Source organism: Ruegeria sp. CH6 (assembly GCF_056537005.1).
In genome coordinates this window covers 57,914-78,466 of record NZ_JBQFQS010000004.1, presented here as the reverse complement: position 1 = coordinate 78,466, position 20,553 = coordinate 57,914, and the positions used below count along the sequence as shown (strand labels likewise).

20 protein-coding genes and 1 tRNA gene are annotated in these 20,553 nt (G+C 55.5%); 14 read left to right on the top strand and 7 right to left on the bottom strand.

The genetic code is table 11. The features are described from left to right. On the bottom strand, positions 1–1,200 hold the full coding sequence (locus ACR0CW_RS11255) for a methionine gamma-lyase (RefSeq protein ID WP_480787852.1): 1,200 nt from the start codon (positions 1,198–1,200) through the stop codon (positions 1–3). A gap of 116 nt (positions 1,201–1,316) precedes the next feature. Here ACR0CW_RS11255 and ACR0CW_RS11250 point away from each other — a divergent pair, with 116 nt between their 5' ends. Continuing rightward, positions 1,317–1,772, top strand: a complete 456-nt coding sequence (locus tag ACR0CW_RS11250; protein ID WP_170554944.1) for an Lrp/AsnC family transcriptional regulator — start codon at positions 1,317–1,319, stop codon at positions 1,770–1,772. A 212-nt stretch (positions 1,773–1,984) separates the two neighbouring features. On the opposite strand, the gene ACR0CW_RS11245 is transcribed toward ACR0CW_RS11250, so the two are convergent. Together ACR0CW_RS11245 and ACR0CW_RS11240 are read right to left on the bottom strand one after the other, a co-directional pair. After that, positions 1,985–2,061 (bottom strand) — tRNA-Pro (locus ACR0CW_RS11245). Between the two features lie 146 nt (positions 2,062–2,207). After that, positions 2,208–3,320 carry a THUMP domain-containing class I SAM-dependent RNA methyltransferase gene (locus ACR0CW_RS11240; protein WP_480787851.1) on the bottom strand — a complete coding sequence of 371 codons (1,113 nt, stop codon included), beginning with the start codon at positions 3,318–3,320 and terminating at the stop codon, positions 2,208–2,210. 302 nt (positions 3,321–3,622) lie between these two features. On the opposite strand from ACR0CW_RS11240, the gene ACR0CW_RS11235 reads away from it, so the two are divergent. The 6 genes from ACR0CW_RS11235 to nqrF are packed head-to-tail and all read left to right on the top strand — an operon-like array spanning position 3,623 to position 9,485. Beyond that, positions 3,623–4,966, top strand: coding sequence for a Na(+)-translocating NADH-quinone reductase subunit A (locus tag ACR0CW_RS11235; RefSeq protein WP_480741830.1), 1,344 nt, complete (start codon positions 3,623–3,625; stop codon positions 4,964–4,966). 5 nt (positions 4,967–4,971) lie between these two features. Beyond that, the gene (locus ACR0CW_RS11230) at positions 4,972–6,180 is read left to right on the top strand and encodes an NADH:ubiquinone reductase (Na(+)-transporting) subunit B (protein ID WP_155145532.1); all 1,209 of its coding nucleotides are present in this window, start codon (positions 4,972–4,974) and stop codon (positions 6,178–6,180) included. Further along, positions 6,173–6,988 (top strand): Na(+)-translocating NADH-quinone reductase subunit C, encoded by an 816-nt coding sequence (locus ACR0CW_RS11225; protein WP_480787850.1) that lies wholly within the window; start codon positions 6,173–6,175, stop codon positions 6,986–6,988. The genes ACR0CW_RS11230 and ACR0CW_RS11225 overlap by 8 nt, the downstream gene beginning before the upstream one ends. Next, positions 6,988–7,641: an NADH:ubiquinone reductase (Na(+)-transporting) subunit D gene (locus ACR0CW_RS11220; RefSeq protein ID WP_170614094.1), complete on the top strand. Its 654-nt coding sequence runs from the start codon at positions 6,988–6,990 to the stop codon at positions 7,639–7,641. The genes ACR0CW_RS11225 and ACR0CW_RS11220 overlap by 1 nt, the downstream gene beginning before the upstream one ends. After that, a complete protein-coding gene (nqrE, locus tag ACR0CW_RS11215) occupies positions 7,641–8,249 on the top strand; it encodes an NADH:ubiquinone reductase (Na(+)-transporting) subunit E (protein WP_010441340.1) in 609 nt (202 codons plus the stop codon). The genes ACR0CW_RS11220 and nqrE overlap by 1 nt, the downstream gene beginning before the upstream one ends. 12 nt (positions 8,250–8,261) lie before the next feature. Further along, positions 8,262–9,485 (top strand): NADH:ubiquinone reductase (Na(+)-transporting) subunit F, encoded by a 1,224-nt coding sequence (gene nqrF, locus ACR0CW_RS11210; protein WP_155145538.1) that lies wholly within the window; start codon positions 8,262–8,264, stop codon positions 9,483–9,485. 65 nt (positions 9,486–9,550) lie between these two features. On the opposite strand, the gene ACR0CW_RS11205 is transcribed toward nqrF, so the two are convergent. The 3 genes from ACR0CW_RS11205 to ACR0CW_RS11195 form a co-directional block, all read right to left on the bottom strand. Continuing rightward, the gene (locus ACR0CW_RS11205; protein WP_480787849.1) at positions 9,551–10,132 is read right to left on the bottom strand and encodes an antibiotic biosynthesis monooxygenase; all 582 of its coding nucleotides are present in this window, start codon (positions 10,130–10,132) and stop codon (positions 9,551–9,553) included. A 121-nt stretch (positions 10,133–10,253) separates the two neighbouring features. After that, positions 10,254–11,537 (bottom strand): Vi polysaccharide biosynthesis UDP-N-acetylglucosamine C-6 dehydrogenase TviB, encoded by a 1,284-nt coding sequence (gene tviB, locus ACR0CW_RS11200; protein WP_480787848.1) that lies wholly within the window; start codon positions 11,535–11,537, stop codon positions 10,254–10,256. Positions 11,538–11,551: 14 nt separating this feature from the next. Continuing rightward, positions 11,552–12,565: an SDR family NAD(P)-dependent oxidoreductase gene (locus ACR0CW_RS11195; protein ID WP_480787847.1), complete on the bottom strand. Its 1,014-nt coding sequence runs from the start codon at positions 12,563–12,565 to the stop codon at positions 11,552–11,554. Between the two features lie 359 nt (positions 12,566–12,924). On the opposite strand from ACR0CW_RS11195, the gene ACR0CW_RS11190 reads away from it, so the two are divergent. After that, positions 12,925–13,695: a metallophosphoesterase family protein gene (locus tag ACR0CW_RS11190; protein WP_480787846.1), complete on the top strand. Its 771-nt coding sequence runs from the start codon at positions 12,925–12,927 to the stop codon at positions 13,693–13,695. Between the two features lie 162 nt (positions 13,696–13,857). Here the strand turns inward: ACR0CW_RS11190 and ACR0CW_RS11185 are convergent, their stop codons facing one another. After that, positions 13,858–14,382, bottom strand: coding sequence for a CBS domain-containing protein (locus ACR0CW_RS11185; RefSeq protein ID WP_170333784.1), 525 nt, complete (start codon positions 14,380–14,382; stop codon positions 13,858–13,860). 123 nt (positions 14,383–14,505) lie between these two features. Between ACR0CW_RS11185 and ACR0CW_RS11180 the strand changes: the two genes are divergently transcribed. From ACR0CW_RS11180 to ACR0CW_RS11155, 6 genes are all read left to right on the top strand, one after another. Continuing rightward, the gene (locus ACR0CW_RS11180) at positions 14,506–14,691 is read left to right on the top strand and encodes a hypothetical protein (protein ID WP_480741822.1); all 186 of its coding nucleotides are present in this window, start codon (positions 14,506–14,508) and stop codon (positions 14,689–14,691) included. A gap of 66 nt (positions 14,692–14,757) precedes the next feature. Further along, the gene (locus ACR0CW_RS11175; RefSeq protein ID WP_480787845.1) at positions 14,758–15,783 is read left to right on the top strand and encodes an FAD:protein FMN transferase; all 1,026 of its coding nucleotides are present in this window, start codon (positions 14,758–14,760) and stop codon (positions 15,781–15,783) included. A gap of 15 nt (positions 15,784–15,798) precedes the next feature. Further along, positions 15,799–16,035 carry a (Na+)-NQR maturation NqrM gene (gene nqrM / locus ACR0CW_RS11170; protein WP_155145553.1) on the top strand — a complete coding sequence of 79 codons (237 nt, stop codon included), beginning with the start codon at positions 15,799–15,801 and terminating at the stop codon, positions 16,033–16,035. 90 nt (positions 16,036–16,125) lie between these two features. Continuing rightward, positions 16,126–17,799: a sulfatase-like hydrolase/transferase gene (locus ACR0CW_RS11165; RefSeq protein ID WP_480787844.1), complete on the top strand. Its 1,674-nt coding sequence runs from the start codon at positions 16,126–16,128 to the stop codon at positions 17,797–17,799. Positions 17,800–17,900: 101 nt separating this feature from the next. Further along, complete coding sequence (gene gpmI, locus ACR0CW_RS11160) at positions 17,901–19,418, top strand: 2,3-bisphosphoglycerate-independent phosphoglycerate mutase (protein ID WP_480787843.1); 1,518 nt, start codon at positions 17,901–17,903, stop codon at positions 19,416–19,418. Further along, positions 19,415–20,548, top strand: a complete 1,134-nt coding sequence (locus ACR0CW_RS11155; RefSeq protein WP_480787842.1) for a murein hydrolase activator EnvC family protein — start codon at positions 19,415–19,417, stop codon at positions 20,546–20,548. Before gpmI ends, ACR0CW_RS11155 begins: the two co-directional genes overlap by 4 nt. Positions 20,549–20,553 lie beyond the last annotated feature (5 nt).

Genomic DNA, 20,553 nt, shown 5'->3' with positions numbered 1-20,553 from the left:
TCAGGCGGCGCTGCGGGCAGGGTAGGGCAAAGCTTGCTCCAGGTCTGTAAGGATATCTTCGACATCCTCTAGCCCGACGGACAGACGGATCAGGCCATCACTGATCCCATGCTCGGCCCGCTCTTGCGGCGTATATGTCGAATGAGTCATGGATGCCGGGTGTTGGATCAGTGTTTCCGCGTCGCCCAAGGACACCGCACGCTGGATCATGTTCAGGCGGTTCATGAACTCGATCCCACCGGACAGACCGGATTTGATCTCGAACGCTATCATAGCGCCCGGTTGGGACATCTGTCGCTGCGCTACATCGTGCTGTGCGAAGCTCTCAAGACCGGGGAAATAAACCTCACCGACGGCGGGGTGCGCTTCGAGGAAGTCCGCGACGACTTTGGCAGAGTCACAATGACGATCCAGACGCAGGTTCAGTGTTTTTAGCCCTCGCAGGATCAACATCGCGTTGAAAGGAGCCATCACTGCACCTGTCATGTCCTTCATCCCAACAAGGCGGATTTCAGCAATCTGTTCAGCGGTTCCTACAACCAGCCCGGCCACCACATCTCCGTGTCCGCCGAGATATTTGGTAGCGGAGTGTAGAACGATATCTGCGCCGTGCTCGATCGGACGGGTCAGATAGGGGCTGGCATAAGTGTTATCGACGACGACCGTTGCACCGACCGAGTGCGCAATTTCGGCGCTGGCGGCGATGTCCACCAATCGCATGTTCGGATTGGCCGGGGTTTCGAAATAAACCACGCGGGTTTTGTCAGAAACAGCCGCTTTCAGGTTCTCGGGGTCTGTCATGTCGACGTGTGTGATCGTGACCCCCCATTTCGCCAAACCGTGACGCATGAAGGCGAAGGTGCAGCCATAGAGCGTTTTGTCCACGATGACTTCGTCACCTGGCGACAGCAGGGTCCAGAGCACTGCTGTGATCGCCCCCATGCCGCTTGAGAGAGCCAGCCCAGCCTCGGCCCCCTCAAGCACGGCAATGCGTTGTTCAAGAAGGTCGCATGTGGGGTTTGAAATACGGCTGTAGATATGACCTTCACGCTCGCCCGCGAACATCTCTCCACCAGCCTCTGCGGTTTCGAAGGAAAACGTGGACGTCAAATGCAGCGGTGGCGTCAGTGCGCCGTCATTTTCCAAAGGGTTGTAAGCGTGGTGAATGGCGCGGGTGGCAAATCCGGTTGAACGAGTCATTGCAAGCTCCTGATACATGTTGGAGCGCAGTTTGCGCCTTTACTTTGGGCCATTGGTTGCGAAATATATCAATTTGATTGGTTCAATTGGCATATTCTGCCAAACAAGAGGGTAAAATGGACGCTAAGGACAGGCAGATCATTCGAGCGCTGCAGAGGGACGGGCGCATGACGAACCAGGATCTTGCCGACGAGGTGAACTTGTCTCCCTCGCCGTGTTTGCGCCGGGTCAAAAACCTAGAAGCCAACGGAGTGATAAAGGGATACAGCGCCGACGTTGACGCTGCCGCGTATGGGATGGCCATTACCGTCTTCGTACGTATCCGGTTAGAGCGACACAATGAAACGGACGTTCAGAACTTCGAGAAACGCGTTCGGATGATCGATGAAGTTCTTGAATGCCACGTGCTGACCGGCGCAATGGACTACCAGTTGCGGGTTTTGGTATCGGATCTCGAGGCCTACGAGGAATTTATTCGTCACCGAATTCATCCGATCGGTGGAATAGCCTCGATCGATACCAGCTTTGTCTATGGAACGGTAAAAAAGACCGCTGTTTTTCCGCCCGGATAGAAAGAACGAGTCAGAATGATTTGTTCCCAACTGGCTAAACATCTTTTCTGTTTGAGTTTTTCCCGTCGCAATCCCCATTGTCAGCGTCGCTATAGCCCCGGGTACCTGCCTAAAGCTGCCAGTGCGTTAGAGTTCGACTAATGCTCAGGTTCATCGAACCTCGGATCACTGTCTCAAAAACAATAAAAGCGCCCTAGGGCGCCTTGTTTTATTGGTCGGAGTGAGAGGATTCGAACCTCCGACCCCTGCCTCCCGAAGACAGTGCTCTACCAGGCTGAGCTACACTCCGACCGTGGCGGGTGATCTATACCCGGTAATGTAGATGCGCAAGGGGGATTTTCGCTAGGTTTGGACGAATTGATGCCGTGAAGGAAAACCGTGATCGACCATTAAAACGCAGCTGAAAAGCCGCGCGATTGGCGGCATTCTAGGCCACTATGGCAAGGCTTCTGTGCGATATAGTCGTATTTTGGTGCCGCCGTGATCGACCACCGGGCCAGCGGGCAACAAAGGCAGTCGGGTCGCGCGGGCGAGGGATTGGTTGCTGGTCACTATTCCGACCTGCCAACCGTGGAATCGGGACATCAATACCTTACCAAGACTACCGTACAGAGATCGCAGCCGCTTCTCATCTCCGATACGCGCGCCATATGGCGGATTCACTATCACGATACCGGCAGGTCCTTCGGGCGGCTTGATGTCACTGACCGAGCGGTGCTGGAACCTGGTAACAGCACCAACTCCTGCCTGTTCGGCATTGGCTGGTGCAGCCTCGATTGCGCCCGCGTTTCGGTCGGACCCCAGAAACAGCAGATCTGTTGTGTCGGGCTGCGCATCGCTGCGCATGCCTTGCCATGCGGCGCTGTCGAAGGTTGCAAGCTCCTCAAAAGCAAATCGGCGTGTTCGACCGGGAAGCAGACCCAGGGCGATCTCGGCAGCCTCGATCACGAAGGTGCCAGAGCCGCACATGGGATCCAGCACGGGCTGGGTTCCGTCGAATCCACATTCACGCAGAAACATGGCCGCCATAGTCTCGCGCATTGGCGCCTTGGCGACCGCGGTTTTGTGCCCGCGTTTGTGGAGTGGATCACCAGACGTATCGACCGAGAAGGTGCAGAGGTCTTTTTCGATGCGCAGCATCACCCGCACATTGGCATCCGACGAGATCGGTGCACCAAGTGTTTCTGCAATCGCTGTTTCAATACGCTGTCGGGCCGCCCCTGCATGATAGATTCGCGATTTGCGACTGGTCGCCTCGACCTTTACCGGGACATCGGGCCGCAAAAATTCAGCCCACGGAAACTTGCGAGCTCGCTTGTCCAACTGCGCAAGGTGAACCGCCGGAAATGAACCCAGACGCACAAGTACCTTGTTCGCACCCCGAAGTTGCAGATTGGCGCGCCAGACTTCGGCCCAGTTACCTCGACAAGATACACCGCCTGGTACTGCCTTGGCATCTGCAAACCCATGTTCGCTTGCTTCGGCACACAAAGGCGCTTCCAGCCCGGGTGTTGCCACCAGAAATATTTCGAGGTCAGTTTTTTCCATTCCGGATGCTTACACCGGATGGACAGAAGGCGCGATACGCAAATTGGTTTGTGAGATTTTGGACACCTGATCGATCAATTCAGTTTAAAGTGAACCCAATTCCCAGAATTGAGCGGGAACGGGTTTGCGTTTAGTGTCATCCCCGCGTAAAGGGGCCGTGATCGGAATTACGCTAGCGGATTCCAGTCGGTTTATGACGCAATCGCGACCACCCCGGCTGAAAGATTCGCGCTATCTGGTGCCGACCTTCGATCGGTCAGGGATAGCAGGCACAGGAAAGAGGCTTGGAAGAACGTAGCGACATGCAAACTTTCAAACTGAAGAAAGGGTTGGACCTACCGGTAGAAGGTGCACCCGAACAGAAAATCCAACCGGGGCCAGAATACTCGAGTGTTGGCGTATTGGGCGGGGACTATATAGGTCTCAAACCACGTATGCTGGTGCAGGAAGGTGATCAGGTTCAGCGCGGCACTCCGCTGTTCTGTCACAAGGATGCGCCAGACGCGATGATGGTCGCGCCGCTGAGCGGTAAAGTGGTTGCCATCAACCGGGGCGCACGCCGCGTTTTGCAAAGCGTGGTGATCGAGGTTTCGGACGCCAACGACAACGGTGTGGATTTCTCGGGTATCGGCGATGCCGACACAGCCGAGGGTGTGACTGCGAAGCTTTGCGCCGCTGGCCTGTGGACAGCATTCCGGACACGGCCATATTCGAAAATGCCCGAGCCGGGCACCAAGCCTGCCGCAATCTTTGTTACGGCGATGGACAGCGACCCTCTGGCAGGTGACGCTGCGCTGATCATTGCAGACGCCGGCGAAGCTTTTGCCAAAGGCCTTGAGGCGGTCGCAAAACTGACCGAAGGCAAAACCTACCTGTGTCAGAAAGACGGCGACTCGATTCCGGGCACTGATCTGCCGGGTGTAGAAGCGGCGGCTTTCTCAGGACCGCATCCGTCGGGACTGGCCGGTACGCACATCCATTTCCTTGAGCCGCTGGCCGGCGACAAACAGGTTTGGACCATCGGCTATCAGGATGTGATCGCCATTGGCCGCCTGATGCAGACCGGACATCTGGACCCCAGCGTTGTCATCGCGCTGAGCGGCCCCGGGGCACGGCAACCGCGCCTGATCCGGACCGTCATGGGCGCCTCAACCGACGATCTGACCCGCGACGAGGTCAATGTCGATGGCGTGGCGCGTATCATCTCTGGTTCGATCTTGTCTGGCGGCCATGCCGAAGGTCCACACGCGTATCTGAGCCGTTTCGCGCGTCAGATCACCATCATTCGTGAAGATCATGATCAGCACACTCTGGGCTGGATCCTTCCGATGCCCTCGAAATACGCGGTGCAGCCGGTTCTGGGATCGGCATTCGCCAAGAAGCTGTTTGCATTTACCTCGAACCTGAACGGTGGTCGCCGCGCGATGGTGCCGACCGGCACGTTCGAGCAGTTGATGCCGCAGGATTATCTGCCCACCCAATTGCTGCGCGCATTGCTGGTGATGGACACAGATACCGCACAGGCGCTGGGTGCGCTGGAGCTGGACGAAGAGGATCTGGGCCTTGTCGGCTTTGCCTGTCCGGCGAAGTATGAATATGGGCTGGCGCTGCGCGACTGCCTTTCCAAGATTGAAAAGGAGGGCTGATCCGAATGGGTTTGCGAAACTTCTTTGACCGGATCGAGCCGAACTTTACCAAGGGCGGCAAGTACGAGAAGTATTTCCCCATCTACGAGATGGTCGAAAGCTTCATCTACACTCCGAAAACCGTAACCACTGTTGCGCCCCATGCGCGGTCTTATGTGGATATGAAGCGGATCATGACTTACGTCGTGATCGCAACAATCCCGTGTATACTTTGGGGGATGTACAATACCGGGTACCAAGCGAACTCGGCCATTGCCGCGCTTGGTCCGGATTCCGCGACAGGTTGGCGAATTGCCATCCTGCAGATGTTCGGCATCTCACTGAACCCCGACAGCATCTTTGCCAATGTGATGCACGGGTTGATGTATTTCCTACCGATTTACATCGTCACTCTGGTCGCAGGCGGTATCTTCGAGGTTATCTTTGCAACCGTCCGTGGACACGAGGTTAACGAAGGTTTCCTTGTTACCTCAATGCTTTATACGCTGATCATGCCCGCATCCGCACCTCTTTGGCAGGTCGCGTTGGGCATTATATTCGGCGTAGTGATCGGTAAAGAAGTGTTCGGCGGTACAGGCAAAAACTTCCTTAACCCGGCACTTGTCGGCCGCGCGTTCCTGTATTTCGCTTATCCCGCGAACATGTCGGGCGACACTGTCTGGACTCCTGTTGATGGTTTCTCGGGCGCGACGGCGCTGTCGGTTTCCGCCTCAGAAGGGTATCAGGCTCTGGCTACTGAAGGTTTGACCTGGTGGAACGCGTTTCTGGGTCAGATGCAGGGTAGTTTTGGTGAAACCTCAACGCTGGCCTGTATGATTGGTCTGGCATTCCTGCTGATGACCCGCATCGCCAATTTCCGTCTGATTGTCGGCTGTCTGGCGGGGACTATCGGTCTTACTCTACTGTTCAACTTAATCGGGTCGGATACCAACCCGATGTTTGCGATGCCTTGGTACTGGCACATCGTTGTTGGTGGCTATGCCTTCGGTCTGGCCTTCATGGTGACCGAGCCCGTTTCGGCCAGCCACACTAACATGGGACGCTACATCTACGGCGCTTTGATCGGTGTCATGGTTGTGTTGATCCGTGTGGTAAACCCGGCTTTCCCGGAAGGCATGATGCTGGCAATCCTGTTCGGTAACGTCTTTGCACCGCTGATCGACTACTTCGTCGTTCAGGCAAACATCAAACGGAGGGCGCGTCGCCATGTCTGATACGCAACCCCAAGAACCCAAAGGGGCGATTGCCCGGTTCCTGGCGGCCTCGCCGGATTCCGTTGGCAAGACGATCTTTGTTGCTGTCGCCGTCTGTCTGGTTGCCTCGATGGTCGTTTCGGCCGCTGCTGTCAGCCTGCGCCCGGTTCAGGAAGCAAACGCTCTGAAGGACAAGCAGGTCAACGTTTTGCAGGTTGCCGGTGTTTACGAGCCGGGCATCGACGTGAGCGAGGCCTTCGCCGCGTTTGAACCTCACGTACTGGAACTGGCTACTGGCGAATTCGTTGACGATCAGTTCGATCCGGCGACCTTTGACGACATCGCTGCCGCCAGCGATCCCGAGTTGAGCGTTGCTCTGGACAATGATCCGGCGGGTATTGGGCGCAAGTCCAAATACCGTGTGATCTATCTGCTGCGCGACGACGCCGGTGACCTGGATAAAGTCATTCTCCCGCTGCACGGTTACGGACTGTGGTCAACGCTCTATGGCTTTATCGCGCTGGAAAACAACGGCAACGATATCTTTGGTCTGCAGTTCTACCAGCATGGTGAAACCCCCGGCCTTGGCGCCGAGGTGGATAACCCGCGCTGGAAAGCACTGTGGAACGGCAAGAAACTGCGGGATGAGGCTGGCGATCTGCAGATCACCGTGTCCAAGTCACAACCCGCCGCCGGCCCTGAGTTCTATGTTGACGCGCTGGCCGGTGCCACGCTGACTTCGGTTGGTGTCGATAACCTGGTGAAATTCTGGATGGGTGATGCGGGCTACGCTCCGTTCCTGGCCAAACTGCAAGCAGGAGAGATTTGATGTCCCAGACCAAGAAAGAGATGCTGGTCGACCCGCTTGTCGACAACAACCCGATTACCCTGCAGGTGCTTGGCATCTGTTCGGCGCTGGCGGTGACCTCTTCGCTGCAGGTGTCCTTCGTGATGGCGCTGGCGGTAACGTTCGTGACCTCGTTCTCGTCCTTCTTCATCTCGTGCCTGCGCAACCAGATCCCGGGCTCGATCCGGATCATCGTTCAGATGGTGATCATCGCCTCGCTGGTGATCCTGGTGGATCAGGTTCTCAAGGCCTACGCCTTTGAGATTTCGAAAACCCTGTCGGTCTTCGTCGGCCTGATCATCACCAACTGTATCGTGATGGGCCGCGCCGAAGCGTTTGCAATGAAGAACCCGCCAGTCGCGTCCTTCATTGACGGTATGGGCAACGGCATGGGCTACGGCCTGATCCTGCTGCTGGTTGGTTTCATCCGCGAGCTGTTCGGGAACGGATCGCTGTTCGGCGTCACCATCCTGGAGACTGTCAACAACGGCGGCTGGTATGTACCCAACGGCATGCTGCTGCTGCCACCGTCCGCGTTCTTTATCATCGGTCTGATCATCTGGGCCTTCCGCACATGGAAGCCGAACCAGGTCGAAGAACGTGAATACAAAATTCAGCAGGTAGAGGCCCACTGATGGAAGGTCTGATTTCACTGGCCGTAAAGGCCATCTTTGTTGAAAACCTCGCGCTCAGCTTCTTCCTCGGCATGTGTACCTTCATCGCCGTGTCCAAGAAGATCTCAACGGCGCTGGGACTGGGTATCTCGGTGATGGTTGTTCAGGCGATCACCGTACCGACGAACAACCTGCTGCTTAGCTATCTGCTGAAGCCGGGTGCGCTGGCTTGGGCTGGCTTCCCCGATGTGGATCTGACCTTCCTTGGCCTGATTTCCTACATCGGCGTGATCGCGGCGATGGTACAAATCCTTGAGATGGTCTTGGATAAGTACTTCCCGCCGCTCTACAACGCGTTGGGGATCTTCCTGCCGCTAATCACCGTGAACTGCGCCATCCTTGGTGGCTCTCTGTTCATGGTCGAGCGTGACTATAACTTTGCTGAGGCAGCGACCTATGGTCTGTCTTCGGGCTTTGGCTGGGCGCTGGCGATTACTGCAATGGCGGGTGTGCGCGAAAAGCTGAAGTACTCGGACATTCCGGATGGTCTGCAGGGTCTAGGTATCACCTTCATCACCGCGGGACTGATGGCAATGGCCTTCATGTCCTTCTCGGGCGTGAAGCTGTAAGGAGAGGCTCGCATGGAAACTTTTAGCCTAGGCGTCGTCCTTTTCACCCTGATTGTTATCGCACTGGTGGCTATCATTATGGCTGCCCGTTCGAAACTGGTGTCGACCGGTGATGTGAACATCACGATTAACGGCGAGAAAACCATCTCGGTTCCTGCGGGGGGCAAACTGCTGCAAACCCTGGCGGCCGAGAAGCTGTTCGTCCCGTCGGCCTGTGGTGGCGGTGGTACCTGTGCGCAGTGCCGCGTGCGTGTGCATTCGGGTGGCGGATCTATCCTGCCGACCGAAGAGAGCCATATCACCAAGCGTGAAGCTGCATGCGGCGACCGCCTGTCCTGTCAGGTTGCGGTCAAGCAGGACATGGATATCGAAGTTCCCGAAGAGGTCTTCGGCGTCAAGAAATGGGAATGTACGGTTCGTTCTAACGAAAACGTGGCTACCTTCATCAAGGCGCTGACGCTGGATTTGCCCGAAGGTGAGGATGTGAACTTCCGCGCCGGTGGATACATCCAGATCGAAGCCCCTGCGCACGCTCTGAAATACACCGATTTCGACATCGAGGAAGAGTACCGCGAGGACTGGGATCGCTTCAATCTGTGGCAGTATGAGTCGGTTGTGAACGAACCGATCGAACGTGCCTATTCGATGGCCAACTATCCGGACGAAAAAGGCATGATCATGCTCAACGTTCGGGTTGCTTCACCACCTCCGGGGTCAGAAGGCATCCCGGCCGGTCAGATGTCGTCTTACATCTTCAACCTGAAGCCGGGTGACAAAGTGACAATCTCGGGTCCGTTCGGTGAATTCTTTGCCCGCGAAACCGAGAAAGAGATGGTCTTCATCGGCGGTGGTGCTGGTATGGCACCGATGCGCAGCCACATCTTTGACCAGCTCAAGCGTCTCGAGAACCGCAACCGCAAGATCAGCTTCTGGTACGGTGCGCGTTCAAAGAAAGAGATGTTCTTTGTCGAGGATTTCGACACGCTGGCCGCAGAGTTCGATAACTTTGAATGGCACGTAGCCCTGTCGGACGCGCAGCCTGAGGACGATTGGAAAGGCTATACCGGCTTCATCCACAATGTCCTGTTCGAAGAGTACCTCAAGAACCATCCGGCACCAGAGGACTGCGAGTTCTACATGTGTGGCCCACCAATCATGAACCAGTCGGTCATCAACATGCTGCTGGATCTGGGCGTGGACCGCGAAGATATCATGCTCGACGATTTCGGCGGGTAAGAAACGAAAAACCGGCGCTAATGGCGCCGGTTTTGTTTTTCAGACAGTGCTTGAGCAGAGCAGTGTCACTGTTTCGGTGGATAAAGCCAAAACGCCATGAGGCGTGTAAATCTCGGCATTATGACGTATGTCATCAGGACTACTACGATGGCCACCGCAATTCCATTTCCTAAAATCGTTGGAAGCGCTCCGAATTCAGGAACGTATGCTAAGGCGGCATGGACCAGCAGGATCGTCGGAAAGAGCGCAATGTAAGTTGTGATGGCCATCTTATAAGCCGGTGGCCTTGCTCCTGCGTTAGCCGAGACCGGCAAGGTAAACCATGTCTCCAACCCGGTCAGCCAGGTTCGCTGAGGCTCACCTGCCGTAAACTCGTCAGCAGCTGTGACGAGGCGCACATGGTCATCAGACGCCTCCCAGGCCTTCAAATGCTCATCGCTGTCGAAGGTGCAAATTACTCGGTATGCAGGCTGATGCGGCAGGGAGGGACGAACGACATGAACACTGTTGAGCCCATAAGCGCTACGCATTGCATCGATTATATCACTGATCGCAGCTTCAAGCCGCTGCTCCTGACCAGCCTTCGGTATTCTATCGATGATTTTCGTTGCGCCCTCACTAACGTGATCGCCTGTCGCACTGCTCATCAATCTCGTTCTCCCGAAACAAATCTGTAGCTATGTTAGCACCTGTATCCCACACAAACTGCGGTGTGTTGCAAACTACTGAATGACAGGTTGGCGTCTTTTCGTGGGCGGTTTCTGACTGTTACAACCTCAGATCGCTGGCCTCTCGCGGCAGACATGACTTTACGTCGAACAGGATGTTCTTCGCTTTACCATAGGACCGGATTTCTTCCGGAGACAGTGTAAGAAACTCCCGATGCGCGACTGCCAACACGATCCCGTCATAGCTGTCTCGCTGAGGTTCTGACACGAGCGTGATACCATGTTCGTCCAGCGCGGCCTGCGCATCGGCGTGAGGATCATGAACATCCACCGTGACACCGTAATCCTGCAGTTCATGAACAATATCGACCACGCGGGTGTTGCGCAGATCGGGGCAATTTTCTTTAAAGGTCAGCCCCATGACCAACACCCGTGCTGACCCTACGTTGATCCCATCGCGCGTCATGCGTTTGACCAGTTGCGAAACCACATAGCTGCCCATCCCGTCATTCAACCGTCGCCCGGCGAGAATGATCTGCGGATGATGCCCAACCGCTTCAGCCTTGTGTGTCAGGTAGTAGGGGTCGACACCGATGCAGTGTCCGCCCACCAGACCAGGGCGGAATGGCAGGAAATTCCACTTGGTTCCGGCGGCACGCAGAACGGCGTCAGTGTCGATATCCATCCGGCCAAAGATCATGGCCAGTTCATTCACCAAAGCGATGTTCAGGTCCCGCTGTGTGTTCTCGATGACCTTAGCCGCTTCGGCCACACGGATGCTTTCGGCCTTGTGCGTGCCCGCAGAAATGATCCTAGCATAGAGGGCATCCACCAGATCAGCGACTTCGGGCGTTGATCCAGAGGTTACCTTGCAGATATCGGAAATCCGATGGGTTTTATCCCCGGGATTGATCCGTTCGGGGCTGTATCCCGCGAAGAAGTCTTGATTGAAGCGCAAGCCCGAGACGCGTTCCAATACCGGAACACAGTCCTCTTCGGTTGCTCCGGGATAGACCGTGGATTCATAGATCACCAAGTCACCGCGCTTCAGTACACCACCTACTGTTTCAGACGCGCTTAGCAGCGGGCTCAGATCAGGCTGCTTGCCCGCAGTGATTGGTGTCGGGACAGTAACAATGTAAATATCGCAATCTGCCAGATCCGCAGCGTTGGTGGTGAAATTCAGGCCTGTGGCGGCGGCAAGGTCTTCCGGCTCAACCTCAAGCGTTGAATCCGCACCACGCTGCAGTTCCTCGATACGTGCCTGATTGATATCAAACCCAACTACCGATCCTAGTTTTCCAAACGCCACAGCCAGTGGCAGCCCGACATAGCCAAGGCCGATGACTGCGATTTTTCGGGAATTGGGGTTCGTTTCCAGCATTCAGATCTCTTGGGTCATTTTCCGTGGTAATCACGGAACCATTCTACAAATTGCGCGATGCCATCCTTGAAATCCGTTTGAGGGCGGTATCCAGTCAGTCGCTGCAGCAGATCCGTATTGGCCCATGTAGCAGGGACATCACCCATCTGCATGGGCATGTAGTTACGGATCGCCTTTTTCCCGACGGCTTCTTCGATGGCTTCTACAAAATCCAGCAAGCGCACCTTGTCACCGTTTCCGATGTTCACGACCCGATACGGAGCAACCGGAGACAGGCTGTCGCCTTCTTCGATATCGTCGGGACTCGCAGGCCGGATTGGCGGTGTATCAATCAACAATCGAATGCCCCGGACCAGATCGTTGATGTTGGTAAAGTCACGATACATGTCACCATGGTTGTAGATATCGATCGGACGACCGTCCAGAATCGCATCGACGAATTTATAAAGTGCCAGATCGGGACGTCCCCAGGTGCCATACACGGTGAAGAACCGGAACATTGTGGTCGGCAGGTCCCAGAGGTGAGCATACGAGTGCCCCATCGCCTCATTCGCTTTTTTGGTCGCCGAGTAGATGGTCAGCTGGGTGTCCGCCTTTTCGACCTCGGTAAAGGGCATCTCATCGTTTGCGCCGTAAACCGACGAGGTGGATGCCATCAGCAGGTGATCCACCTTATGCTGACGGGCGGCCTCCATCACGTTGAACGTACCGACAATGTTGGAATCTATGTAGCTGCGGGGTTGCTCCAGACTGTACCGAACTCCGGCCTGACCAGCGAGATGGACAATGACATCGGGTTCAAACTCGTCCGCGACCTGCATCAGGCGTTCGTGGTTTTCCAACAGGTCTTCGGTGGCGGAGAAACCGGGTGTCTGCAGCAGCATCTGGTGACGGCGTTGCTTGAGGCTGACATCGTAATAGTCGGTCATCCCGTCATAGCCATGCACCTGACACCCCTCTGACAGCAACAGCTTTGCCAGATGGAACCCAATGAACCCCGCTGTACCCGTAACCAAAACCCGTTTCATGAAACCCTCGAACGTTATCCAAACACTGTGACCATCAGGGACCCTTTCCATCCGGTGAGGTCAAGAGGATTTCCCTGTCGGCGACCGTCATATCAGCCGGGCAGAGGTCAGCGTCAACCAGTTGGCTTATCAGGAGGAGATTGACCAGAACAGGCAGAAGATAATCCAGCACGCGACTTCATTGGTGGTGGGTTGCTTTCGGATGGAAGCGAAACAGTCGATGCGCGATATCTGATAGAGACTGCTTGTCGTTGCTCGCAAATCAGGTCCAGCGCTTGTTGATGTGTTGAAGGCTCCTAAGTAACCTTTGGCAGTTGGGAATTGCTGATAACGACCGGGCAGGGTACTGAACTTCAGAGATGATTAAGGAATGGATCAGAAAACTCGCTAAGCAGTCCGCTGCCCAGGATATGGGAGCTTCGCTTGCCGAACTCGCACCGGATCAGCGGTTTTATGCGGTTGGTGACATTCATGGTCGACTTGATCTGCTGCAGGCGTTGCTTCCCCGTTTGGACCGCCGATACCCTTTGGTCTTTGTTGGCGACTATATCGATCGGGGAGAGTACAGCGCACAAGTCTTGCATCATCTGAAACACCTCAGCGAAGACACCAACCGTCAGGTCGTATGTCTGCTGGGCAATCACGAAGAAATGCTGTTGAAATTTGTCGATGACCCCAAGCGGATGGGGCGACTGTGGCTGCAAAATGGTGGCCTGCAGACATTGGCTTCTTTTGGGCTTGGTAATGTCACTGAAGCCGTTATCGGCAAGGATGCGGTGGAGGTTGCAGGGCGATTGCGGGCCAGAATTGGCGACCGGGTTCTCGACTGGCTGCGAGGGTTGCCTCTGACCTGGAGCAGCGGAAACGTGACCGTGGTTCACGCCGCTTTGGATCCCGCCTTTCCGCTCGATGATCAGCCCCGGCAGGTATGTTTGTGGGGGCACCCGCGATTTCGTCTGGATCGCCGCACTGATGATCAATGGGTTGTGCACGGTCACACAATCGTTACTGAGCCACGCATCAAACATAAGATTGTATCGATCGACACGGGCGCTTTTGCGACCGGTCGATTGACCGCGGCTGAAATCTCGACAGGCGAAATCCGATTTATTTCAGCTGATCAGAAGTAACCGGAACTGTATCGGATGACTTTCTCATAACTGACAAGTCGGTGCAGGCTGCACACCCAAAAGACCACCCCATGAGGTCGTCAGCAATAATCTGCACAATTGACTACACCGACCAACGGGCAGGTCCGTGAGGTCCTTGCCCGTTGCGACGAGGTTTATCTGTCAGCCGACAATCATCTGTTTCATGCGCAAGGCTTCATATTCCAGCTCTTTAAGCCGGAAATGCACGACATCTCCGATGGTGATGACACCTTTGAGGTTGCCATCGCTGATCACTGGCATGTGACGGAACCGTCCTTCGGTCATGGTTTTCAGCACATCCATCAGCAGATCATCCGGAGCGCAGCTTTTCACTTCTCGCGTCATCAGATCTTGGACAGATTGCGGCAGTGTCTGACCGGGTGTATCGGCCATGCGCCGAACGATATCACGTTCGGACAGGATACCCTGCAGCGCACCGTTCTGATCTGTGACGACAACGGCACCGATGCGTTTTTCCTTCAGGATGTCCACGACTGAATGGATCGTATCGTTTGGACGTACCGCGATCACCGCATTTCCCTTGCCTTCCAGCAATTTCGCCACCGTCGTCTGAGTATGTGACAGGTTCGACTCGACGGATTGGCTGTAAGTACTGGACTCGGCCTTGTCGCCACGCGTCGGGGGCTGGTAAGAGCTTGGGGCCATGGGCGGTCTCCTCCTTTACCGGATTTGGCTTATACCTCCACCTTAGCGCAGGGACAGAACCTGTATAGGGTACAATTTCACAAACTGGCGTAACTCCGCCACTTCGCAAGGAAAATTGGCTTCTTGGACCAGCTGTATCTTACCCCTCCCGTTGCGGCGCTGATCTTTTTCTTTGTGGTGGTGTGCGGTCACAACTTCCGGAAAACATGGAAACAGCAGGAGTCAGGCTGGCAAAAGCGCGCGTGGCTGTTCGGGGTGCCTGCTGCCGTTGGGTTGTTGGCATTGGGCTTTCTGCCGCTGAAAATCTGAAGCCGGTTTGACTCTGTTGGGGACCGCTGGCATACGCCGGTCACAGTTTTCCCAGGAGGTCGCCTAATGCGCCGTTTGACTGCACTGGCCCTGATGCTTTTCGTTTCCGGCTGTCTGTTCGATAAAGAACCCGAGGTGGTTCGCCTGTCGGGTGAGACGATGGGAACCACGTTCAACATCACTGCGATTGGTGAGGATATCGACGAAACAGCGCTTGCTGCGTCCGTTGAAGAAACCCTCGCGCAGGTCAATGCCAAGATGTCCAACTGGGATCCGAATTCCGAGGTTTCGACTTTCTCGGCCTCGGACAGCACAGCTCCTGCTGATGTATCCGAAGAATTCGCGTACGTGATTGCTGCTGCAAATGAGGTCCACGAGAAAAGCAACGGTACCTTTGATGTGACCTTGGGCCCGCTGATTGAGCTGTGGGGCTTTGGCCCGCGCAAACCAGAGGACCCTGTACCTGCTGACGCCGACATTCAAGCCGCACTGAATGGGGTAGGCCAGGCGCGCTTGCTGACACTGGATAGCGCGGCTGGAACGCTGGCGAAATCCAACGCGGATGTTGGCATCAACCTGTCCGCCATTGCCAAAGGTTACGGAATCGATGCTGTAGCTCAGGCTCTCAGCGATGTGGGTCTTGAGAACTACATGGTCGAGATCGGCGGCGATCTGGTCGCCAAAGGTCAGAATGATAAAGGTGAAAGCTGGCAGATCGGCGTGGAAAAGCCGGAAACCGGTAGCCAGATCATTCAACTGATCGTCCCTGTAGACAATCTGGGCATGGCAACATCCGGTGATTACAAGAACTTCTTCGAACAGGATGGTGTGCGCTATTCACACATCATTGACCCGACGACCGGGCGCCCGATTACGCACCGCACAACCTCGGTCACTGTACTGGCTGAGAATGCGATGATGGCTGATGCGTGGGCAACGGCGATGCTGGCCTTGGGTCAGGAAGAAGGCTTGAGACTAGCCGAGGAGCATCAACTTGCCGTGTTCTTCATCTCGCGGGATGTTGCCGCTGGCGAAGATGCTTATATCACGGTACAAAGCAGTGCGTTCAAAGACGCGCTGGGAACCAACTGACAGGTAGGAACCGGGATGAGCACCTTTATTCTAGCTTTCGTGCTTTTGCTGATCATCATGGTGGGCATGTCTCTGGGTGTCATGCTGATGGGCAAGACAATCAAAGGCAGCTGTGGCGGTCTGAACGCGATATCCGGTGCCGACAAATGTGTCGTCTGCAAGAAAGATGTCGATCCGAACAGCCCTCTGCGTGATCAGTTGCAATGCAAGCGCGCGAAAAAGATGCTGCAGCAGATGGAAAGCCAGACCTGAATTTTGGATCGCCTTGAAATTTTGTCTTCGCTGTTAGGCCGTGACCGGTTAAGTTAGCATGTGAAGTAAATTTCAGGGACACCAATCGTGATGGCCAAAGCCAGGAACATTCTGTTCATCATGTTCGACCAGCTCCGCTGGGACTATCTGAGCTGCTACGGCCATCCACATCTGCAAACACCGAATATTGACCGTCTGGCGGCGCGCGGTGTCCGCTTTGATCGCGCCTATATCCAATCTCCGATCTGCGGTAGCTCCCGCATGTCCACTTATACCGGGCGGTATGTCCATTCTCATGGTGCATCGTGGAATGGCATCCCTCTGAAGGTGGGTGAGGTGACCATGGGCGACCACCTGCGCAAGGCGGGGATGGATTGCTGGCTGGTTGGCAAAACGCATATGCGCGCGGATGCCGAGGGTATGGAACGGCTGGGTCTGGAGCCAGATAGTCTGATCGGTGCCCGAGTGGCCGAATGTGGCTTTGATGTCTTCGAACGCGATGACGGCATGCGGCCCGAGGGGCCGGATGGCTTTTATGACCCTGAAGGCTCTCGGGAATACAACAAATACCTGAATGCAAAGGGGTATGAGAGCGACAATCCATGGCACGACTTTGCCAATTCCGGCCTCGACGCAGACGGGAACGTTCTTTCGGGTTGGTTCCTGAAAAACTCTCCCGAGGCTGCAAACATCGCCGAAGAGGACAGTGAAACCCCATATCTGACCACCCGTGGAATGGAGTTCATGGAAACCCACGATGGCCCATGGTGCTGTCATCTCAGCTATATCAAACCTCATTGGCCCTACATCGTGCCGGAACCATATGCGTCAATGTATGGACCCGAACACGTACTGCCCGTGGTTCGATCTGAATCCGAGCGACAGAATGCACATCCCGTGCTTGCAGCTTTCATGAACACCAAGATCGGGCAGACCTTTTCGCGTGACGATGTGCGGGACGCTGTTATTCCAGCTTATATGGGGCTGATCAAACAAGCCGATGATCAGATCGGACGTCTGCTCGACTGGCTGGAAGAAACGGGTCGGATGGACGATACCATGATCGTCCTGACCTCGGACCACGGCGACTTTCTGGGTGATCACTGGATGGGTGAAAAGACATTCTTCCACGACGCCTCGACCAAAATGCCCCTGATCATCTACGATCCATCGGGCGAAGCGGATGCTACGCGCGGGACTGTCAGCGACGCGCTGGTCGAGTCGATTGATCTGGCACCAACCTTTTTGGATGTGGCAGGTGGTCAAGTGGCAGATCACATCCTCGAAGGTCATTCCTTGCTGCCCATTCTGCACGGTAAAACCGAGGCCACAGCCCGAGAATATGTGATCTGCGAATACGACTACTCTGCCTCACCCATCGCTGACATTCTGGGGGTTTCGGTTCGGGACGCGGTGATGTTCATGGTGGCGAACAGGAAATGGAAGCTGATCCATTGCGAAGGCGGATACAGACCGATCCTGTTTGATCTGGAAAATGATCCGGACGAATTGGTTGATCTGGGTACCAGTGCAGAACATACGGATGTGATTGCAGAGATGTATGATCATCTGTTCGCGTGGGCTCGCAGACCGTCGCAACGCACCACGCGTTCGGAACAGCAACTGATCGAGATGCGCACAAAAAGCCGGGGAAAAGGCGTGGTGTTGGGTATCTATGATGAAAACGATGCGCCGCTGGATCTGACGGTCAAGTATCGTGATAGAAAGGCCAAGCCGTATCGCGATCTCATCGATAAGGGTTAGGGCGGCAGAATTAATTCTGGCAACCCGGACATAAAAGACGGTTCACGCCCGCGCGGGCAGGGGGTAGAAGACTGCGCAAGAGCAGTAACCGGAGATCCTCTATGACCGCCCCCAAGCCCGTTGTCCTGTGCATTCTCGATGGATGGGGTCTGTCGAATGACACACGGGCCAACGCGCCTTATCTTGCCGAGACGCCAGCCTTTGACGCGATCATGTCCAAAGGACCGCATGCAACGTTGATCACGCATGGCCCGGATGTAGGGCTGCCGAGCGGTCAGATGGGTAATTCCGAGGTCGGTCACACCAATATCGGCGCGGGCCGGATCGTCGCGATGGATTTGGGACAGATTGATCTGGCGATCGAAGATGGATCGTTCTTTGATAACGCTGCGCTTCAGGATTTCATCAGCAAGGTCAAGGCTGCCAATGGTACTGCGCATCTGATGGGTTTGATCTCGGATGGCGGGGTACATGGTCATTTGAATCATATCATTGCTGCCGCAAAAGCCATCACCGATGCAGGTGTCCCTGTGGCATTGCACGCAATGACAGATGGGCGCGATGTATCGCCCAAATCGGCCTTCACATACGTTGCCCAACTTGAAGAACGCCTGCCCAAAGGCGCAAAGATTGTCACTGTCAGCGGGCGCTACTTTGCCATGGACCGCGACAACAGATGGGAACGCGTAAGCGAAGCCTATGACGCGATGATCAACGCAAAAGGACGCGAGGGTAGGACCGCTCACTCTGCAGTGGACCACGCGTATAATCAGTCGGAAACAGACGAGTTCATCACGCCAACGGTGCTGGCTGGCTATGACGGTGTTAAGGATGGGGACGGTGTCTTCTGCCTCAATTTCCGGGCCGACCGCGCCCGCGAAATCCTGCGTGCTATTGGTGAGCCTGGATTTGCAGATTTCGATACCGGCCAGCGGCCACACTTATCCGCGCTGCTGGGTATGGTCGAATACTCAGATGGCCACAACGCCTATATGACAACCGTTTTTCCCAAGCGCGACATCGTGAATACCCTGGGCGAATGGGTGGCAAAGCAAGGGCTACGGCAGTTCCGACTGGCCGAGACCGAAAAGTATCCGCATGTGACCTTCTTCCTCAACGGTGGCAAAGAGCAGCCGGAAGAGGGCGAGGATCGCTTCATGCCCAAATCTCCCAAAGTTGCCACCTACGATCTACAGCCCGAGATGTCTTCTGCCGAAGTCACAGCCAAGTTTGTCGAAGCAATTGAAGCGGGCTACGACCTAATCGTCACCAACTATGCCAACCCCGACATGGTTGGACATACCGGAGATTTGCAGGCCGCGATCAAGGCCTGTGAAGCGGTGGATCAGGGATTGGCTCAGGTCGTCGCTGCGCTGGAGAAGGTGGGTGGTGCGATGATCGTGACTGCTGATCACGGGAATTGTGAGATGATGGTCGATCCCGAAACGGGTGGCCCACATACAGCACATACCTTGAACCCGGTTCCGGTGGCTCTGGTTGGCGGACCAGAGGGGGCTAAACTGCGGAATGGTCGTTTGTCCGATCTGGCACCAACTCTTTTGGAGCTGATGGAACTGCCTAAACCACCCGAGATGACCGGAGAAAGCTTGCTGTCATGAGGTTTCTTGCGCTTCTGTTTGCAACTGCTTTGGGATCTGCGCCCGCATTCGCGCAGACAGATCCTGCTCAGGCGGCGTTGGAAGCAGCGCAGATGCTGGAACAAGCTTCAATCTCTCTGACCGAGGCGGATAGCGCCCGTGATCGGGTGCGTGCACTGACCGAAACACTGCAGGCCTATGAGGCAGGTCTGACCGCCATGCGTGATGGGTTGCGAAAGGCTGCTACGCGTGAAGCCCACCTGACCGCAGAACTGCGCGCACGGGAAAAGGATGTCGCGCAGCTGTTGGGCGTTCTTCAGACTATCGAAACCACTGCGCCGCCGGTGTTGATGCTGCACCCATCAGGCCCATTGGGTGCCGCACGCACGGGGATGATGTTGTCCGAAGTAACACCAGGCCTGAACGCCAAGGCGCAGGCTTTGGCGCACGACTTGCAAGAAGTGCAAACCTTGCGACAGTTACAACAAAGTGCAGCTGAGACTCTGACAGAGGGCCTGATTGGTGTTCAGGATGCGCGCACACGGCTCAGCGAAGCGATTGCCGACAGAACTGATCTGCCGCGCCGGTTTGTCGAAGATCCGGTGCGCACGGCAATCCTGATTTCATCAACCGAAACTCTGGACGGTTTTGCCAGCGGGCTTTCCGAAATCTCCGAGGGTGAGATCGTGGAAACCAATGCCGATGTAACGGATCTGAAGGGGCAGATTGCATTGCCCGTTCAGGGGGTTCTTCTGCACAAGGCGGGCGAGACGGACGCGGCCGGAGTGACACGCCCTGGACTTGTCATGGGAACCCGTCCCCGTTCGTTGGTAGTTTCTCCCACAGCTGCAACAATCCGTTATCGTGGGCCATTACTGGATCTCGGGAACCTCATAATTCTGGAGCCTCAGCCCGGATTATTGTTTGTGTTCTCAGGCTTGCAGGAAGTTTACGGTGAACCCGGACAGGTGATCCCCGAGGGCACTCCGGTCGGATTGATGCCCGGTGGTACGCCAGAAATAGGCGCGATTTTGTCAACATCCGGTGATGGCACTGGAACTGACCGGTCAGAAACGCTCTATATAGAAGTAAGAGAAGAAAATACGCCCGTGAATCCGGAATCGTGGTTTCGGACAGACAAGGATGGATAAACGAG

Excerpts from the sequence above, each read along its gene's own strand:
- ACR0CW_RS11235 (WP_480741830.1), top strand. The coding sequence starts at position 3,623 with ATGCAAACTTTCAAACTGAAGAAAGGGTTGGACCTACCGGTAGAAGGT.
- ACR0CW_RS11220 (WP_170614094.1), top strand. The coding sequence starts at position 6,988 with ATGTCCCAGACCAAGAAAGAGATGCTGGTCGACCCGCTTGTCGACAAC.
- nqrF (WP_155145538.1), top strand. The coding sequence starts at position 8,262 with ATGGAAACTTTTAGCCTAGGCGTCGTCCTTTTCACCCTGATTGTTATC.
- ACR0CW_RS11205 (WP_480787849.1), bottom strand. The coding sequence starts at position 10,132 with ATGAGCAGTGCGACAGGCGATCACGTTAGTGAGGGCGCAACGAAAATC.
- ACR0CW_RS11155 (WP_480787842.1), top strand. The coding sequence starts at position 19,415 with ATGAGGTTTCTTGCGCTTCTGTTTGCAACTGCTTTGGGATCTGCGCCC.
- ACR0CW_RS11165 (WP_480787844.1), top strand. The coding sequence starts at position 16,126 with ATGGCCAAAGCCAGGAACATTCTGTTCATCATGTTCGACCAGCTCCGC.
- ACR0CW_RS11225 (WP_480787850.1), top strand. The coding sequence starts at position 6,173 with ATGTCTGATACGCAACCCCAAGAACCCAAAGGGGCGATTGCCCGGTTC.
- nqrM (WP_155145553.1), top strand. The coding sequence starts at position 15,799 with ATGAGCACCTTTATTCTAGCTTTCGTGCTTTTGCTGATCATCATGGTG.
- nqrE (WP_010441340.1), top strand. The coding sequence starts at position 7,641 with ATGGAAGGTCTGATTTCACTGGCCGTAAAGGCCATCTTTGTTGAAAAC.
- ACR0CW_RS11250 (WP_170554944.1), top strand. The coding sequence starts at position 1,317 with ATGGACGCTAAGGACAGGCAGATCATTCGAGCGCTGCAGAGGGACGGG.
- ACR0CW_RS11195 (WP_480787847.1), bottom strand. The coding sequence starts at position 12,565 with ATGAAACGGGTTTTGGTTACGGGTACAGCGGGGTTCATTGGGTTCCAT.
- tviB (WP_480787848.1), bottom strand. The coding sequence starts at position 11,537 with ATGCTGGAAACGAACCCCAATTCCCGAAAAATCGCAGTCATCGGCCTT.
- ACR0CW_RS11230 (WP_155145532.1), top strand. The coding sequence starts at position 4,972 with ATGGGTTTGCGAAACTTCTTTGACCGGATCGAGCCGAACTTTACCAAG.
- ACR0CW_RS11190 (WP_480787846.1), top strand. The coding sequence starts at position 12,925 with ATGATTAAGGAATGGATCAGAAAACTCGCTAAGCAGTCCGCTGCCCAG.
- ACR0CW_RS11255 (WP_480787852.1), bottom strand. The coding sequence starts at position 1,200 with ATGACTCGTTCAACCGGATTTGCCACCCGCGCCATTCACCACGCTTAC.
- ACR0CW_RS11185 (WP_170333784.1), bottom strand. The coding sequence starts at position 14,382 with ATGGCCCCAAGCTCTTACCAGCCCCCGACGCGTGGCGACAAGGCCGAG.
- ACR0CW_RS11240 (WP_480787851.1), bottom strand. The coding sequence starts at position 3,320 with ATGGAAAAAACTGACCTCGAAATATTTCTGGTGGCAACACCCGGGCTG.
- ACR0CW_RS11175 (WP_480787845.1), top strand. The coding sequence starts at position 14,758 with ATGCGCCGTTTGACTGCACTGGCCCTGATGCTTTTCGTTTCCGGCTGT.
- gpmI (WP_480787843.1), top strand. The coding sequence starts at position 17,901 with ATGACCGCCCCCAAGCCCGTTGTCCTGTGCATTCTCGATGGATGGGGT.